Source organism: Bradyrhizobium sp. CB3481 (genome assembly GCF_029714305.1).
Classification (GTDB): domain Bacteria; phylum Pseudomonadota; class Alphaproteobacteria; order Rhizobiales; family Xanthobacteraceae; genus Bradyrhizobium.
In genome coordinates, this window is sequence record NZ_CP121647.1 from 4,544,753 (window position 1) to 4,558,710 (window position 13,958).

Sequence of the window (13,958 nt, forward strand, 5' to 3'; positions counted from 1 at the left end):
CTCGACCGACCTATCCGCGCAGCCCGAGCACGCGGCGCGCGATCGCCTGGCGGTGAACCTCGCTCGGTCCCTCATACATCCGCATCAGCCGCGCTTTCTGCCAGAGGGCGTTGAGCGGCAGTTCCAGCGTCATGCCGAGCGCGCCGAGCGTCTGCATGGCGTGGTCGCAGGCTTCATAGGCCATCTCGGTCGCGAACACCTTGATCATCGAGGCTTCCTGGCGGATGTCCTCGCCGCGATCGGTCCGGTCGGCGGCATCGCGCACCATCAGCCGGCAGGCATGCATGCGCGTCGAGATGTCGGCGATCCACCACTGGATCGCCTGGCGGTCGGCAAGTTTCACGCCGAAGGTCTCGCGCTGCTTCGCGTGCTCGCACAACATGTCGAGCGCCCGCCTCGCAATGCCGATGCAGGTCGATCCCATCTCCAGCCGCCGCGTGCGCAGCCGGAGCTGCATCGGTGCATACCCCTTGCCGACTTCGCCCAGCACCAAGTCCTTGAGGATACGGCAATCCTCGAACACGATTTCGTAGGTCGGCTCGCCGCCCAGCATCGGAATCTCGCGCTCGATGATGAAGCCCGGTGTTCCCTTCTCGACGATAAAGGAGGTGATGCCGCCCTGGCGTTGGTCGCTGCCGACGCGGGCCATGACGATGATGAAATCAGCGCTAGAGGCATTGGTGATCCAGATCTTGCGGCCGTTGATCACCCACTGATCGCCTTCCAGCACGGCGCGGGTCTTCATGCCCGCCGGATCGCCGCCGGCGCCGGGTTCGGAGATCGCGATCGCCGAGCTCATCCGCCCCTCGATATAGGGCTGAAGGTATTTCGCCTTCTGGACTGGGGTGCCGACCGCTTGCAGCATGCGCAGGTTCGGCGAGTCCGGCGGCAGCACGAAGGGCACGCAGGTGCGGCCAAGCTCCTCGTGAACGGCGGCCATCGTGCGCGTCGGCAGGTCGTGGCCGCCGAGGTCCTCGGGCGCGTCGAGCCCCCATAGCCCCAGCTCCTTCGATACGTCTCGCAGGCGCTGGCGCTGCGCATCCGTCAATCGGGGACGACTGGCGCCGGGCAGCTTGGATTGCAGGTAGTGCGGCTCCAACGGAATAAGCTCGCGATCCACGAACTTCGCCACGGTCTCGCGGATCATCGCCGTTTGTTCATCGTCACTCATCGCACGTCCCTGCCTGCGTTACCGGTTTGAGGAGCACTAGCTCAAACCCGCTCGCCCTGCACAGCGCAATTGCGCGCGGTGCCGTTGCGCCAGGCGCGGAGGTCCCACCGCGCGGAATTTGGAATTCCGCCGCTCGGTCAGTCAGTCCCTTTTGAAACGATAATCGAAACGGTCGCCATCCGCCGTGATCAGACCGGCGGTCGGCGTCGGAAAATGAATTGGCAGGATCAGCGTGTCGGTGCCGGCGACCGAGGCAAAGAATTTCCGCCGTGAGAGCGCGGATTGCTTCGGATCCCAATCGGGCTTGGCCGACCATTCCGGCTCGCGGCACTGAATCACGTGATGCATGAGGTCGCCGGCCACCACTGCGCGCTTGCCCCTTGAGAAGATGTTGACGCAGCAGTGACAGGGCGAATGTCCCGGCGTCGGCGTCAGGGTCACGGTATCGTCGAGCGCGTAGTCGTCGTCAACCAGAACGGCCTGTCCGGCCTCCATGATCGGCAGGCAATTGTCGCGGAAAACCGTGCCAGGCGGATTGGCGCCTTTGGCGCTCTCCGCCTCCCACGCCGCATATTCCCGCTTGTGGAATATGTATTTGGCGTTGGGAAACGTCGGCACCCAGCGCCCGTCGCGCAGCGTGGTATTCCAGCCGGTATGGTCGATGTGCAGATGGGTGCAGAACACGTAGTCCACCTGCTCGTAGGAGACGCCGAGCGCGAACAGCTCGTTGCGCCAGCGCTCCTTGCCGGGAAAGTCGAACGGCGGCGGATGCCCCTTGTCCTCGCCGGTGCAGGTATCGACCAGAATGGTGTAGCGCGGCGTGCGGACGACGAAGGTCTGGTAGGTGATCACCATCATGCCGAGCGCCGTGTCGAACACCTCGGGCTCCATGCCGGCGAGATGATGCTTGAAGACCGCCTCGTCGTAGGCCGGAAAGAAATCCTGCGGCCGGCGCCACGGCCCCTCGCGCTCGATCACCGCATCGATGGTGATGTCCCCGATTCTGAGTTGCTTCATTGCCGTTTCGCTCCCCTTTTTTAATCAGCGTAGCTGCGGGTTCCAGTCTCCACAAGCCAAGCGCGATGCGTCCTTGTCCTGGCCGCCCGAAATGTTGCTAATACTGCGCAGATGGCTATTCGACCGATTCAGCTTGTGGTCCTGCTGATGCTTGCAACGCTGCCGGCTGCGGCCGCCTTCGCGGCGCCCGAGACGGTATTCTTCCCGAGCGCCGACGGCTCGACTGAGATCGTCGCCTATCTCTTCAAGCCGCAAACGCCAGGTCCTCACCCCGCCATCGTCATGCTGCACGGCCGCGGTGGGCCCTACTCGGCCAATGTCAACGAGGGTTGTACGTTGGTATCGCGCACCAGCCCATCCGCATGTAACGCGAGCAGCCTGTCGAAGCGGCACCTAATGTGGGGCCGGTATTGGGCCGAGCGTGGCTACGTTGCGCTGCTTCCGGACAGTTTTGGGCCGCGCGGCAAGGCGCACGGCTTCGGCCGCTTCACCCATGACGATCCGGATCGCGCCGATGTCAATGAAAAGACGGTGCGGCCGCTCGACGCCGAGGGCGCGCTGAACTGGCTGCGCAATCAGCGCGACGTCATTGCAAATCGTATCTTCCTGCAGGGCTGGTCGAATGGCGGCAGCACGGCACTGAATGTGATGCATCGGCAAGGCAGGAAGACCTCCGGCTATCGCGCGGCGCTGGCGCTCTATCCCGGCTGCGGACCGAAAGCCCTGCTTGCACCCGATCTCGCGACCACCGCGCCCATCACCTTGCTGCTCGGCTCGGATGATGAAGAGGTCTCGCCGGCGAGATGCCAGAGCTTGGCCGAGCGGTCCATTGCGGCAGGCGCCAAGATCGACGTCGTCCTCTATCCCGGTGCAACGCATGGCTTTGACGACCCGGGACGACAACGCCAATCCATTCCAGGCAATCGCTCGGCGCTTGAAGATGCGATGAAGCGCGCGATCGCGTTTGTGGAGCGGCTAAGGGACTAGCAGGCGCCCACCGTCGTTCGGGCATTTTCTTTCGCCGTGCCGCAAATCGACCAGAAATCCTGCCTAGCGAAAGCACCTCGCATACGGGGGCAAGCCTTGAACAAGAAACTCAAATACGCCGCCATGGCGGTCGCCGTTTTCGCCGCGGCAGTCTATCTCAACAACACCAATCATCTCGCCATCCCCCAGGACGGCGAGCCTGTGCTGCTGGCGCATCGCGGCATTGCCCAGCGCTTCGACGAGCGCGATCTGACGAACGACACCTGCACCGCGGCGCGCATGCTGCCGTCAGGCCACCAATATCTGGAGAACACGATCGATTCGATGCGCGCCAGCTTTACGGCCGGTGCCGATATCGTCGAGCTCGACGTTCATCCCACCACCGACGGCGAATTCGCCGTCTTCCATGACTGGATGCTGGATTGCCGCACCGACGGCCACGGCGTCACGCGCGAGCACTCCATGGCATACTTGAAGAAGCTCGACATCGGCCATGGCTATACATCCGATGGCGGCAAGACCTTTCCGTTTCGCGGCAAGGCCGTCGGACTGATGCCGACGCTTGCCGAGGTGCTGGCGGCGTTCCCGCAACAGCGCCTGCTAATCAACGTCAAGAGCCGCGATGCATCGGAGGGAGAGAAGCTGGTGGACGTGTTGAGCAAGCTTCCCAGCGAACGCCAGGCACAGATCATGGTCTATGGCGGCGACGAGCCGGTCGACATCGTGCGCACTCGCCTTCCTGAAATCAAAACCATCTCGCGTGCCACCATCAAGGGCTGCCTGCTCGGCTATATCGGCTATGGCTGGAGCGGCATGGTGCCAAGGGCCTGCCACAACGCGATGGTGATGGTGCCGGTCAACGTCGCGCCGTTTCTATGGGGTTGGCCGGACCGCTTCCTAAGCCGCATGAAAGCCGCCCGTAGTGAGGTCTTCGTACTTGGTCCCTATCAAGGCGGCGGCTTCTCGACCGGCATCGATACGGCCGAGCAGTTTGCGCGGCTGCCGCCAAACTATGCCGGCGGCATCTGGACCAACGAGATGGAGACCATCGCGCCGCTCGCCGGCAAATAGCCCCTGGCCTTGGTGCCGAGCCCGAAACCTGCCTCAGGCGAACCGGAACATCCCTCGCTGGCTGTCGTTGGTCGGCGTGAGCGGAAGGGATGCACCAATGACGTGGAAAGGCAAATGGCAAAACCAGTACGGCTCCATCGTTGACATCACCGACGATGCCGATCGCAGGATCAGCGGCACCTTCAGGACCGCGCTGAGGGATAGCGGCTTCTACGGACAGGAAATTCCCATCGTCGGTATCCATCAGGGCGATTGCATCAGTTTTGTCGCCGGAGGTGAAACTGCGGCGGGAGATGCCGCGGTCTCCTACACCGGCCTTTTGCGCGATGGGAAGATGGAAACGATGTGGTTCGTCGTCGCCGACAGCGTGATCAAGGCGACAGCTGAGGGCGCGGCCGGCAAGAGGGAAAAGCTGAGCTGGTGGCGCTCGATCAGCACCAACGCCGATACATTTGTGCGTATGCCATAGCCTCGTCTCAGCTCCGCAGCCCCGGCGCTTCCTGCCCGGTGCGCGCGACATATTCGGTGTAGCCGCCGCCATACTGGTGGATGCCCTCGGGCGTCAGCTCCAGCACGCGGTTGGAGAGCGCGGCAAGAAAATGCCGGTCGTGCGACACGAACAGCATGGTGCCCTCGAATTCGGAGAGCGCGTTGATCAGCATCTCCTTGGTGGCGAGGTCGAGGTGGTTGGTCGGCTCGTCCAGCACCAGAAAATTCGGCGGATCATAGAGCATCTTCGCCATCACCAGCCGCGCCTTCTCGCCGCCGGACAGCACGCGGCACTTCTTCTCGACATCGTCGCCGGAAAAACCAAAGCAGCCGGCGAGCGCGCGGAGCGAGCCCTGGCCTGCCTGCGGGAAGGATTCTTCCAGCCACTCGAACACCGTGAGATCGCCGTCGAGCAGATCCATCGCATGCTGGGCGAAGTAGCCCATCTTGACGCTGCCGCCGACCGCCACCGTGCCGTTATCAGGTTCGGTCGAGCCGGCCACCAGCTTCAATAGGGTCGACTTGCCGGCGCCGTTGATCCCCATCACGCACCACCGCTCCTTGCGGCGAATCATGAAGTCGAGCCCCTGATAGATGCTGCGGCTGCCATAACCCTTGTGGACGTTTTTCAGGCTGACCACATCTTCGCCCGAGCGCGGCGCCGGCATGAACTCGAACGCCACGGTCTGGCGGCGCTTCGGCGGCTCGACGCGCTCGATCTTGTCGAGCTTTTTCACCCGGCTCTGCACCTGCGCGGCATGCGAGGCGCGCGCCTTGAAGCGTTCGATGAACTTGATCTCCTTGGCCAGCATCGCCTGCTGGCGCTCGAACTGCGCCTGTTGCTGCTTCTCGTTCAGCGCGCGCTGCTGCTCGTAGAATTCGTAATTGCCGGAATAGGTCGACAGCGTGCCGCCGTCGATTTCGACGACCTTGTTGATGATGCGGTTGATGAACTCGCGATCATGCGAGGTCATCAATAGCGCGCCCTCATAGCCCTTCAGGAACTGCTCCAGCCAGATCAGGCTTTCGAGATCGAGATGGTTGCTCGGCTCGTCCAGCAGCATCACGTCGGGACGCATCAGCAGGATACGCGCCAAAGCGACCCGCATCTTCCAGCCGCCGGAGAGCGCGCCGACATTGCCCTCCATCATCTCCTGGCTGAAGCCGAGACCCGACAGCGCCTCGCGCGCCCGGCCGTCGAGGGCATAGCCGTCGAGCTCCTCAAAACGGTGCTGGACCTCGCCATAGCGTGCGATGATCTCCTCCATCTCGTCGGCGCGGTCCGGATCGGCCATCGCAGCCTCGAGCTCCCTCAGCTCACCTGCGACGACGCTAACCGGCCCGGCGCCGTCCATCACCTCGGCCACGGCGCTGCGGCCGGACATCTCGCCGACATCCTGGCTGAAATAGCCGATGGTAATGCCGCGATCGACCGCGACCTGGCCTTCATCGGGCACTTCCTGGCCGGCAATCATCCGGAAAAGCGTGGTCTTGCCGGCCCCGTTCGGGCCGACAAGGCCGATCTTCTCGCCCCGCTGCAGGGCGGCGGAAGCTTCGATGAAGAGGATCTGGTGGCCGACTTGCTTGCTGACGTTATCGAGGCGGATCATTGGCTATCTGAGGGGAAAATCGCTGCGGCCGCTGCTTAGGACATCAGGGCCGAACCTTCAAGTTCCCTGAAACCGGCAGGCCGGTCATGCGACATGGCTCAGTGTTCCCCGTGCAGGATGTGATCGCAGTTCCCGAAAGCCGATAAGAACCCACGTCAATCGCCGGGCGTTGTCCCTGCTCAAGCAAGCAGGAATCGGAGCGAACATGACCAAACCACCGCCCGTCCCGCAGGACAATCAAAGCCACAAGGGTACCGGCGACCCGAAATCCGGCAATGCCCATCAGATGAAAAAGGGCCGCAGCCATATCGACAATCCGGAGCAGCAGGGCCAGCCCGGCAACACCGCACAGAATACGACCCATCAAGGCTATCAGCAGGACCGCTAGCCAGGAGCGCATCATGTCGACCTCAACAAAGACGCCGGCAAGCATCCGCCAGGGCGGCCCGGGCGCTTCGCACGAGAACGCCAAGGAACCGTTGCATGTCGATAAGCCATCCGCCGATGATCCGAAACGGCGACACAGCAAGGTATCGGGCGGCGGCGGCGAGCACGATACTCATCATACGCACGAACCGGAACGAAAAGGCGGCGGGACGCATCCCGCTTCAAGGTGACCCATGAGCACCAAGCATGTGAAGCTGAACAGACCGACCAACGCCGATCTGGTCCACAATCCCATGATCGGCGGATCGAAGGGCGCGAACATGGCCCAGGTGACACCTGACGAATTGGAAGAATTCGCCGGCGCCAACACGTTCGAAGGCGATCTGGAGAACGACACCAATCCGCAGGGCGGAATCAACAAGGCGGAAGTTCGCGACAGGCGCCGCGGGCCGCCGCAAAACGATCGCGACAGCGGCGCGCGCAAGGCCCCGCTTCAGGGCAAGAAGACGCATGAACAGCAGCTGCGTATCCTGGAAAGGAAGCCTGACGTACCCGATGCGCGGCAGGTCGAGGAGGATGCCGCGCGCATCCAGCGCGAGGGCGGTGCGAAGATCGCCAAACGCGACGGCCGTCAGTCGGAATTTGCCGTAAGCCGCGGCGGCCTCAACCAAGAGAGCCAGCACAACAAGCACAACAATCCCGGCCAATCCGGCCACAAGCCCCAAAAGCCACAGGGATAGAAATCATGACACGTGGAGCACACGGAGACGGCAAGCATCTGGGCCCCGGTACCAAGGGGAAAGGCGCCGGTACCGGCGCGATGACCGACATCCAGGATGAGCTGATCGGCGAGAACATGGTGCTCTCAAACCGCGACAAGACCGAGCATTCGCGCGATCGCGGCCAGGACAGCAAATGGACCCAAACCGAGCAATTGAAAGACCACGCAGCCAACAAGGGCCGCGGATAAGGATTGGACGGCGGCGCGTCGCCCGGAACCTTACAGGTTGATCACGCCGAGCCGCGCCGCGTGCGCCACCGCATCGGTGCGGCCGGTCGCATCGAGCTTGTCGAGCAGCGAGGCGACGTGGAATTTGGCGGTGTGAACGGATATTCCGAGCCGCCTCGCAATCGTCTTGTTCGATGCGCCTTCGGCCATCATCAGCAGCACATCGCGCTCGCGCGGCGTCAGCTCGACATCGGTCCGCGCAGCGACGTTCGGCGGCCCGCGCGACACCAGCGCGACCGCCGCTTCCTCTCCTGGCGCCGCCAGGCGAATCCCGGGGGCTTCGCCGAGCGCCGAGGCGAGCCGGTCAGCCACCGCCGCATCCTCGATCTCGATGGCGACCACGATGACCGGGAGCCCCTCCCCACTCACGCCTCCGCCCTTTCCCCGATCGTGAGCTTGATCTGAACCGGCGCGCCGCCGCGCCTGATGGTGACGTCGACGACCGAGCCGACGCTATCAGGACCGAGCGAGCGCAGCAGCGAACGGACGCCCGAGAGTTTTTCGTTATTCCAGCCGACGATGATGTCGCCCTGTTGAATGCCGGCCGCGGCCGACGGACCTGTTCGATCGACGCTCATCACCATGGCGCCAATATCGTCATCGAGCTCGACCGGCTGCAAGCCAAGCCCGAGATAGCCGCGGGCGATCCGGCCATGGGTTTCGAGCCTTGCGGCAACCCGCGCGATGGTCGCGCCGGGAATGACAAGAATCCGCCGCACGCCCTGAACGGCCATTCCGATGGCTTCGCCGGCGGCATTGAGAACGAGACCACCCTCGTGATGACGCCGCAGCCGTATGTCCAGCTCGATCCGTGCATCGATCTCGCCACCACGCATGCTGCGCCAGCGGCCTCCACTCAGAGAGACCATCCCGAGCGCCGCGGTCGTTACGCCCTGCTCGGCCGCAACGACGACCGACAGCGAACCCAGATCCGGGATCGCGGACGAGAGCACGATTGGCGTGCTAGTCGCCGTGTCGGCGCGCAGTAGCGCGATGTCGGTCGTATGATCGCGCCCCGCGATGGTCGCCGGCCGATCGGTTCCATCGGAAAACCTGATCGAGACTTCACCCTCTTCGGCAAGGCCCTCGTCCGCCGTCACGATCAAGCCGGACTTCCAGACGAAGCCGGAGGCGCGTGAGCGATGGGAGTGCACCGAGACAATTGTCGGCTTGGCGCGGGCGACAATCTCGGCAAGGGCTGAGGAGAGCGAGGAAAGGATGGATGCGGCCGGTTCGGTCATGGCGGAAACTCCTGGATTGTTTGAGTCCAATCTGGGAGTTCAAATGGCGTTCGGGAACTAGCCTGATGGGGAGGTTAAGGGCCGCTCCTTCAAATTCGCGATCGCTATCAGCCTCCAGGCACTACGCGGTGTGACCGGGATCGACGTGCTTCGGCGTCTTCTTTTCCCGCTGCGGCGTCATCTTCGCAGGGTCCGGCGCGTTGGGCACGCCGCGAGGCCTGAGTTGTTCACGCTGAATATCGTCTTCCGACTTCTCGGGTTCGATGCCACTTGGTTTGCGGTTTTGCTTGATGGCTGTCATGGCTATTCCATTTGATGCCGTGGGTGGCGCTTGTCATCGATCCAGTTCAGGTCCCAATGCTCAGGCAAACCACCCGTTCCTTTTGGCGCGGCACGCAATCGTCTCCGGCTCCCGCGCCACAAGTCGCGCCACAAGTAGTGAGTGTCGATAGTGAATCGACAACTCACGCGAAAGATTCTGGAAGTTTTCTAAGAGCGACTCTAAGAACCTTTCCATTAGAGGAATCGCCCCTCCCTCGCGTATGCGTCGGCGGCATTGCGCCAACTTCGGAAGGCGTAATGAAGTGCGCTCGCAGGTTGGGGTGGAACCTTGAAGTCCAGTGATTTGTTGCGCGTCGCCACGTTGGCGACCGTATCCGTGTTGGCGTTGTCGCCGCAGGTCTTATTCGCTCAGTCAAATTCTTCGCGGCCGTCGTCCGGAGCTGCGTCATTGCCCCCGGTTGTCGTCGCAGCACCGGAAGCGCGTCGTCGTGTGGCGGCGCCGGAGCGTCGGCAGACGCGGCGTGCAACGCAGGCCGCGCGAACGAGCCGGCCGCAGCCGCAACGCTCAGTGGGTGTCGTCGTCGAGAATCCACGCGGCGCCGTCCAGGGTTATGTCGCGGGCCACTCGATGGCAGGCACCAAGACCAACACGCCGATCATGGAGACGCCGCAGTCGCTCTCGGTCATCGGCAGCGAACAGATTCGCGACCAGAAGCCCGGCAAATTCGACGAGATCCTGCGCTACACACCGGGCGTTGTCGCGGGGACCTTCGGCGCAGATACCCGCAACGACTGGTTCCTGATCCGCGGCTTCAAGTCGGAAGACGTAGGCCTCTTCCTCGACGGCCTGCAGCTTTTCTATACCTCCTATGCAAGCTGGAAGCTGCAACCATTCAACCTCGAGCGCGTCGAGGTCCTGCGTGGGCCTTCCGCCGTGTTGTATGGCGGCTCGAGCCCGAGCGGCATCGTCAACGCCGTCAGCAAGACGCCGCCGGTGGCGCCGATCCGTTATCTCGAGACCGGCGTCAACAATTTCGGCAATGCCTACCTGGGATTCGATTTTGGCGGCCCGGTCGCAACCGCGCCTGGAAACGGGCAGCTTTTCTACCGCGTGGTCGGCCAGGTCCAGAACGGCGGCACGCAGGTCGATTTCACGCCCAACAACAACTACTTCATCGCGCCGTCGCTGACCTGGAAGCCCGACGCCGATACGACATTCACCGTGCTGGCATCAGCTTCGAAGTTGGAGACTCGCAGCGAGAACTTCCTGCCCTATATCGGCACCGTGGTCGATGCACCGTTCGGCCGGATCCCAACCCGCCTGTTCACCAGCGATCCCCACGTCGATTCGTTCAAGCGCGAGCAGGAAATGCTCGGCTACCAGCTCGAGCGCAACCTCTCCGATGATGTGACCTTCCGGCAGAACGCCCGCTTCGCCCATGTTGACGTTACGCTCTCGACACTTTTCGGCCTTGGCTATGTCGGCGGAGATCCTGCCACCGCTTCGCTGGCGCGCGGCAACTTCCTCACCCGCGGCGTTGCCAACCAAGGCAATCTCGACAGCCAACTCGAATACCGCTTCAACACCGGCATTCTCCGTCACACCGCGCTGTTCGGCCTCGACCTCAAGCATTATCGCATCGACGATCGGCAAGAATTTACCATTGGCGCCCCGTCGCTCAACCTGTTAAATCCGATCTACGCGCCTACCGCGGCGTTCACCGGCGCGTTCAATCCGGATACGACGCTGAGCCAGAAGCAACTCGGCTTTTATGCTCAAGATCAGATCAAGCTCGACCGCTTCACGCTGGTGCTGAGCGGCCGTAACGACTGGGTCGCAACCAACAACGACAACCACATCGGGGCCAGCCAGAGCCGCGAGGACAGCAAGTTCAGCGGCCGAGCCGGATTAATCTACAATTTCGATTCCGGCCTTGCGCCATACGTCTCCTATGCGACCAGTTACAACCCGGTGGTGACCCTTACGTCTGCCCTCCAATTGGCACTGCCGGAAACGGGGCAACAGACCGAGGTTGGCGTGAAATTCCAGCCCAACGGCTTCAATGGCCATTTCGGCATCGCCCTGTTCGATTTGAAGCGCCAGAACGTGCTCACCACCGATCCAAGCAGCCTGCCTCCTAGGCAGATGCAGAACGGCGAGTGGACCTCGCGTGGCATCGAGCTCGAAGCCGTCGCCAATCCACTCCCCGGTCTCAAGCTGGTCGGCGCGTTCACGAGCTACGATTTGTTCGTGAGCAAGGACGCAAACCCGGCGCTGATCGGAAAGGTCCCGACCGCCACGCCCCAGACACTTACCTCGGGTTGGGTCGACTACACTTTCCAGAGTGGTCCCTTGACCGGCTTCGGCCTCGGCGGCGGCGTGCGCTATATCGGCGGCTCCTTTGCTGACGATGTCAATACGAAGCCGGTCCCCTCTGTCGTGCTCGGCGACGCTACCATTCACTACGAATGGCAGAACTGGCGCGCGGCGCTCAACGTCATCAACGTTGCCGACACGGTCTATGTGGCGAACTGCTCGTCGGCGAACGCCTGCTTCTATGGTGACCGTCGCCGCGCGACGGCGAGCCTGTCGTACAAATGGTAGTGCGCATGGGCGTTGATTGAAGGGAGGCAACCCTGAAAGCCAGAACCGTTCGCATCTGGTCGGTGGTTCATACCTGGAGCAGTCTGATATCGACGCTGTTCCTGCTGTTGTTGTGTATCACCGGCCTGCCGCTGATCTTCCATCACGAGATCGACGAGCTGCTCGGCTACGATCCCAAGCCCGAGATCGTCCAGCCCGGCGCGGTGAAGCGGAGCATCGACGAGATTGCCCGCACCGCGCTGGCGAACGATCCCGGCCGCGTCCTGCAATATATCCTGTGGGACAGGGATGAACCGAACAACATCATCGCCTACACCAACAACAAGGTCGATGGCGATCCGGATGCGGCGACGTTGAGGGCGTATGATGCCAATTCCGCGAAGCCGCTCGGCCCGGTCGGCGGCGGCCCGATGCTGATCTTCCTCAAGCTCCACGTCGATATGTTTGCCGGCCAGCCCGGCAAGCTGTTCCTCGGTGCCATGGGCTTTCTGTTCCTGGTCGCGATCGTCTCCGGCGTGGTGCTGTACTGGCCGTTCACGCGCCGCCTCCGCTTCGGCACGCTGCGGGACAAGTCGCGCCGCATCGCCTGGTTCGACTGGCATAACCTTTTGGGCGCGGTGACCATCGCCTGGGCGCTGGTGGTCGGTGCCACCGGCGTCATCAACACGCTCGCCGAAGTGATGCTGAACCAGTGGAAGGCGACCGAGCTTGCGGACATGGTGAAGCCCTATGCCGGCAAGCCGCCGCCGGTGCATCTCGCGTCCCTCGACAAGACGCTGGACAACGCGCGCAAGACCGCGTCCGACATGAACGTCTCCTTCGTTGCTTTCCCCGGCACGCCGTTCTCCAGCTCGCACCATTTCGCGGTATTCATGCGCGGCGACACGCCGCTGACGTCGCGGCTGCTCAAGCCGGTGCTGCTGGATGGTGAAACCGGCGAAGTCGCCGATACGCGCGACCTTCCGCTTTATCTCAAGGCGCTGTTGGTGTCGCAGCCGCTGCATTTCGGCGACTATGGCGGCATGCCGCTAAAGATCATCTGGGCGCTGCTCGACATCATGACGATCGTCGTGATCGGCAGCGGGCTCTACCTCTGGGTCGTCAAACGCCGCAAGCACCGCAGCCCTGCGATGGCGGCGCAACCTTCGTTGCAACCGTCGCGATGACCGACGTCCGGAAGTCACGATCTAGCGGCAGTTGGCGGACCGTCTATGGCGGCCCGCTGCTGATCGGCGTGCTGTCGACTGCAGGACTTCTGAGCGCGCTGCTGTACGAGGGGCCCGGCCGCTATTTCTCCTGGCTCGCGCTCGGTGCGCCGGTCGCGCTTACGGCGTGGTTTTATTTCCGAAGAAAAGAACCCTAAACCGCCTGCATCAATTTCAGCGTCGCCACCAGCCGCAGGCTGCGCTTTCCCGCCAGGGCAATGGCTTCGAGTTCGGCCCCGGCCTCATCGTAGGTGCCAGTGAAGCCGATGCCCACCTCATGCCCGCCAAACACCGGGTTTTCGCCCTTCGCCGGCGTGTGCTCCTGGTTGAGGATCTCGCCTTTCCAGCGGCCGTCGGCCGAAGCGTAGGCGCCAAGATAGTAGAAGAAGGCGTCGCCGCCGAGGATGCGGCCGTCGAGCAGCAGCATGACGCCGGACAGGCCGGCCTCGACGCCGTCGAGCGCGCGAAGCTGGAGAGAATAGAGGCCGTTGATGATGCCATCAGGTCCCACGGTGCCGACCGGCGGCAGCACTTCATCGTCGAGCCGGGTCAGCTCGGCCCAGAACAACGCGCCCGGCCTTGGCGCCGCGCTGCCCTCGAAGCGGATCTTGTTGCCTTGCAGCCTGCCGCGCACGCTGATGGCGGCGATGTCGGTGTCCATCAGCGGCTTATAGTAGGGATCGTCATTGTGGCGCCGGGTGATGACCTCGCCAACGATCTCCCCGTCGCGCTCCTGGTAGCTGCCGAGATGGGCAAAGGCGGAATTGCCGCCGAGCAGCTTGCCGTTATGCATGCACATGATGCTGCGGCCGAACGCGTCGTTCACGCCGTACTCAACCTTATAGAGCCCGTTCAGCAACGAAATATCCTGCATGATCGAAAAT

At 62.9% G+C, this 13,958-nt stretch carries 17 protein-coding genes; 10 read left to right on the plus strand and 7 right to left on the minus strand.

Translation table 11 applies throughout. The annotated features are described in order from the left end of the window. Positions 1-10: 10 nt before the first annotated feature. Both QA643_RS22090 and QA643_RS22095 read right to left on the minus strand, forming a co-directional pair. Positions 11-1,171, minus strand: a complete 1,161-nt coding sequence (locus QA643_RS22090) for an acyl-CoA dehydrogenase family protein (RefSeq protein ID WP_283028013.1) — start codon at positions 1,169-1,171, stop codon at positions 11-13. A 141-nt stretch (positions 1,172-1,312) separates the two neighbouring features. Next, a complete protein-coding gene (locus QA643_RS22095) occupies positions 1,313-2,188 on the minus strand; it encodes an MBL fold metallo-hydrolase (protein WP_283028014.1) in 876 nt (291 codons plus the stop codon). A 111-nt stretch (positions 2,189-2,299) separates the two neighbouring features. On the opposite strand from QA643_RS22095, the gene QA643_RS22100 reads away from it, so the two are divergent. The 3 genes from QA643_RS22100 to QA643_RS22110 all read left to right on the plus strand — a co-directional run bounded on the left by QA643_RS22100 (position 2,300) and on the right by QA643_RS22110 (position 4,715). Beyond that, a complete protein-coding gene (locus QA643_RS22100) occupies positions 2,300-3,175 on the plus strand; it encodes a dienelactone hydrolase family protein (RefSeq protein WP_283028015.1) in 876 nt (291 codons plus the stop codon). Positions 3,176-3,271: 96 nt separating this feature from the next. Beyond that, on the plus strand, positions 3,272-4,246 hold the full coding sequence (locus QA643_RS22105) for a glycerophosphodiester phosphodiesterase family protein (protein WP_283028016.1): 975 nt from the start codon (positions 3,272-3,274) through the stop codon (positions 4,244-4,246). 76 nt (positions 4,247-4,322) lie between these two features. Further along, positions 4,323-4,715: an avidin/streptavidin family protein gene (locus QA643_RS22110; RefSeq protein WP_283034881.1), complete on the plus strand. Its 393-nt coding sequence runs from the start codon at positions 4,323-4,325 to the stop codon at positions 4,713-4,715. A 7-nt stretch (positions 4,716-4,722) separates the two neighbouring features. Here the strand turns inward: QA643_RS22110 and QA643_RS22115 are convergent, their stop codons facing one another. Beyond that, positions 4,723-6,345, minus strand: a complete 1,623-nt coding sequence (locus tag QA643_RS22115; protein ID WP_283028017.1) for an ABC-F family ATP-binding cassette domain-containing protein — start codon at positions 6,343-6,345, stop codon at positions 4,723-4,725. Positions 6,346-6,550: 205 nt separating this feature from the next. Between QA643_RS22115 and QA643_RS22120 the strand changes: the two genes are divergently transcribed. From QA643_RS22120 to QA643_RS22135, 4 genes are read left to right on the plus strand one after another with little or no spacing between them, the layout of a single operon-like run. Further along, on the plus strand, positions 6,551-6,733 hold the full coding sequence (locus QA643_RS22120) for a hypothetical protein (RefSeq protein ID WP_283028018.1): 183 nt from the start codon (positions 6,551-6,553) through the stop codon (positions 6,731-6,733). 13 nt (positions 6,734-6,746) lie between these two features. After that, positions 6,747-6,962: a hypothetical protein gene (locus tag QA643_RS22125; RefSeq protein ID WP_283028019.1), complete on the plus strand. Its 216-nt coding sequence runs from the start codon at positions 6,747-6,749 to the stop codon at positions 6,960-6,962. 3 nt (positions 6,963-6,965) lie between these two features. Beyond that, the gene (locus QA643_RS22130) at positions 6,966-7,472 is read left to right on the plus strand and encodes a hypothetical protein (RefSeq protein WP_283028020.1); all 507 of its coding nucleotides are present in this window, start codon (positions 6,966-6,968) and stop codon (positions 7,470-7,472) included. A 5-nt stretch (positions 7,473-7,477) separates the two neighbouring features. Further along, on the plus strand, positions 7,478-7,702 hold the full coding sequence (locus tag QA643_RS22135) for a hypothetical protein (protein WP_283028021.1): 225 nt from the start codon (positions 7,478-7,480) through the stop codon (positions 7,700-7,702). Between the two features lie 30 nt (positions 7,703-7,732). On the opposite strand, the gene QA643_RS22140 is transcribed toward QA643_RS22135, so the two are convergent. The 3 genes from QA643_RS22140 to QA643_RS22150 form a co-directional block, all read right to left on the minus strand. Continuing rightward, the gene (locus QA643_RS22140; protein WP_283028022.1) at positions 7,733-8,110 is read right to left on the minus strand and encodes a LuxR C-terminal-related transcriptional regulator; all 378 of its coding nucleotides are present in this window, start codon (positions 8,108-8,110) and stop codon (positions 7,733-7,735) included. Further along, the gene (locus QA643_RS22145; protein WP_283028023.1) at positions 8,107-8,982 is read right to left on the minus strand and encodes a S1C family serine protease; all 876 of its coding nucleotides are present in this window, start codon (positions 8,980-8,982) and stop codon (positions 8,107-8,109) included. Before QA643_RS22145 ends, QA643_RS22140 begins: the two co-directional genes overlap by 4 nt. A 121-nt stretch (positions 8,983-9,103) precedes the next feature. Further along, positions 9,104-9,283, minus strand: coding sequence for a hypothetical protein (locus tag QA643_RS22150; protein ID WP_283028024.1), 180 nt, complete (start codon positions 9,281-9,283; stop codon positions 9,104-9,106). Positions 9,284-9,607: 324 nt separating this feature from the next. Here QA643_RS22150 and QA643_RS22155 point away from each other — a divergent pair, with 324 nt between their 5' ends. The 3 genes from QA643_RS22155 to QA643_RS22165 all read left to right on the plus strand — a co-directional run bounded on the left by QA643_RS22155 (position 9,608) and on the right by QA643_RS22165 (position 13,232). Then, positions 9,608-11,869, plus strand: coding sequence for a TonB-dependent siderophore receptor (locus QA643_RS22155; protein WP_283034882.1), 2,262 nt, complete (start codon positions 9,608-9,610; stop codon positions 11,867-11,869). 62 nt (positions 11,870-11,931) lie between these two features. Continuing rightward, positions 11,932-13,035, plus strand: a complete 1,104-nt coding sequence (locus tag QA643_RS22160; RefSeq protein WP_283028025.1) for a PepSY-associated TM helix domain-containing protein — start codon at positions 11,932-11,934, stop codon at positions 13,033-13,035. Further along, positions 13,032-13,232: a hypothetical protein gene (locus QA643_RS22165; protein ID WP_283028026.1), complete on the plus strand. Its 201-nt coding sequence runs from the start codon at positions 13,032-13,034 to the stop codon at positions 13,230-13,232. The genes QA643_RS22160 and QA643_RS22165 overlap by 4 nt, the downstream gene beginning before the upstream one ends. Here QA643_RS22165 and QA643_RS22170 read toward each other — a convergent pair. Beyond that, the gene (locus tag QA643_RS22170; protein ID WP_283034883.1) at positions 13,229-13,933 is read right to left on the minus strand and encodes a GrlR family regulatory protein; all 705 of its coding nucleotides are present in this window, start codon (positions 13,931-13,933) and stop codon (positions 13,229-13,231) included. The two genes, QA643_RS22165 and QA643_RS22170, sit on opposite strands and share 4 nt — an antisense overlap. Positions 13,934-13,958: the final 25 nt, after the last annotated feature.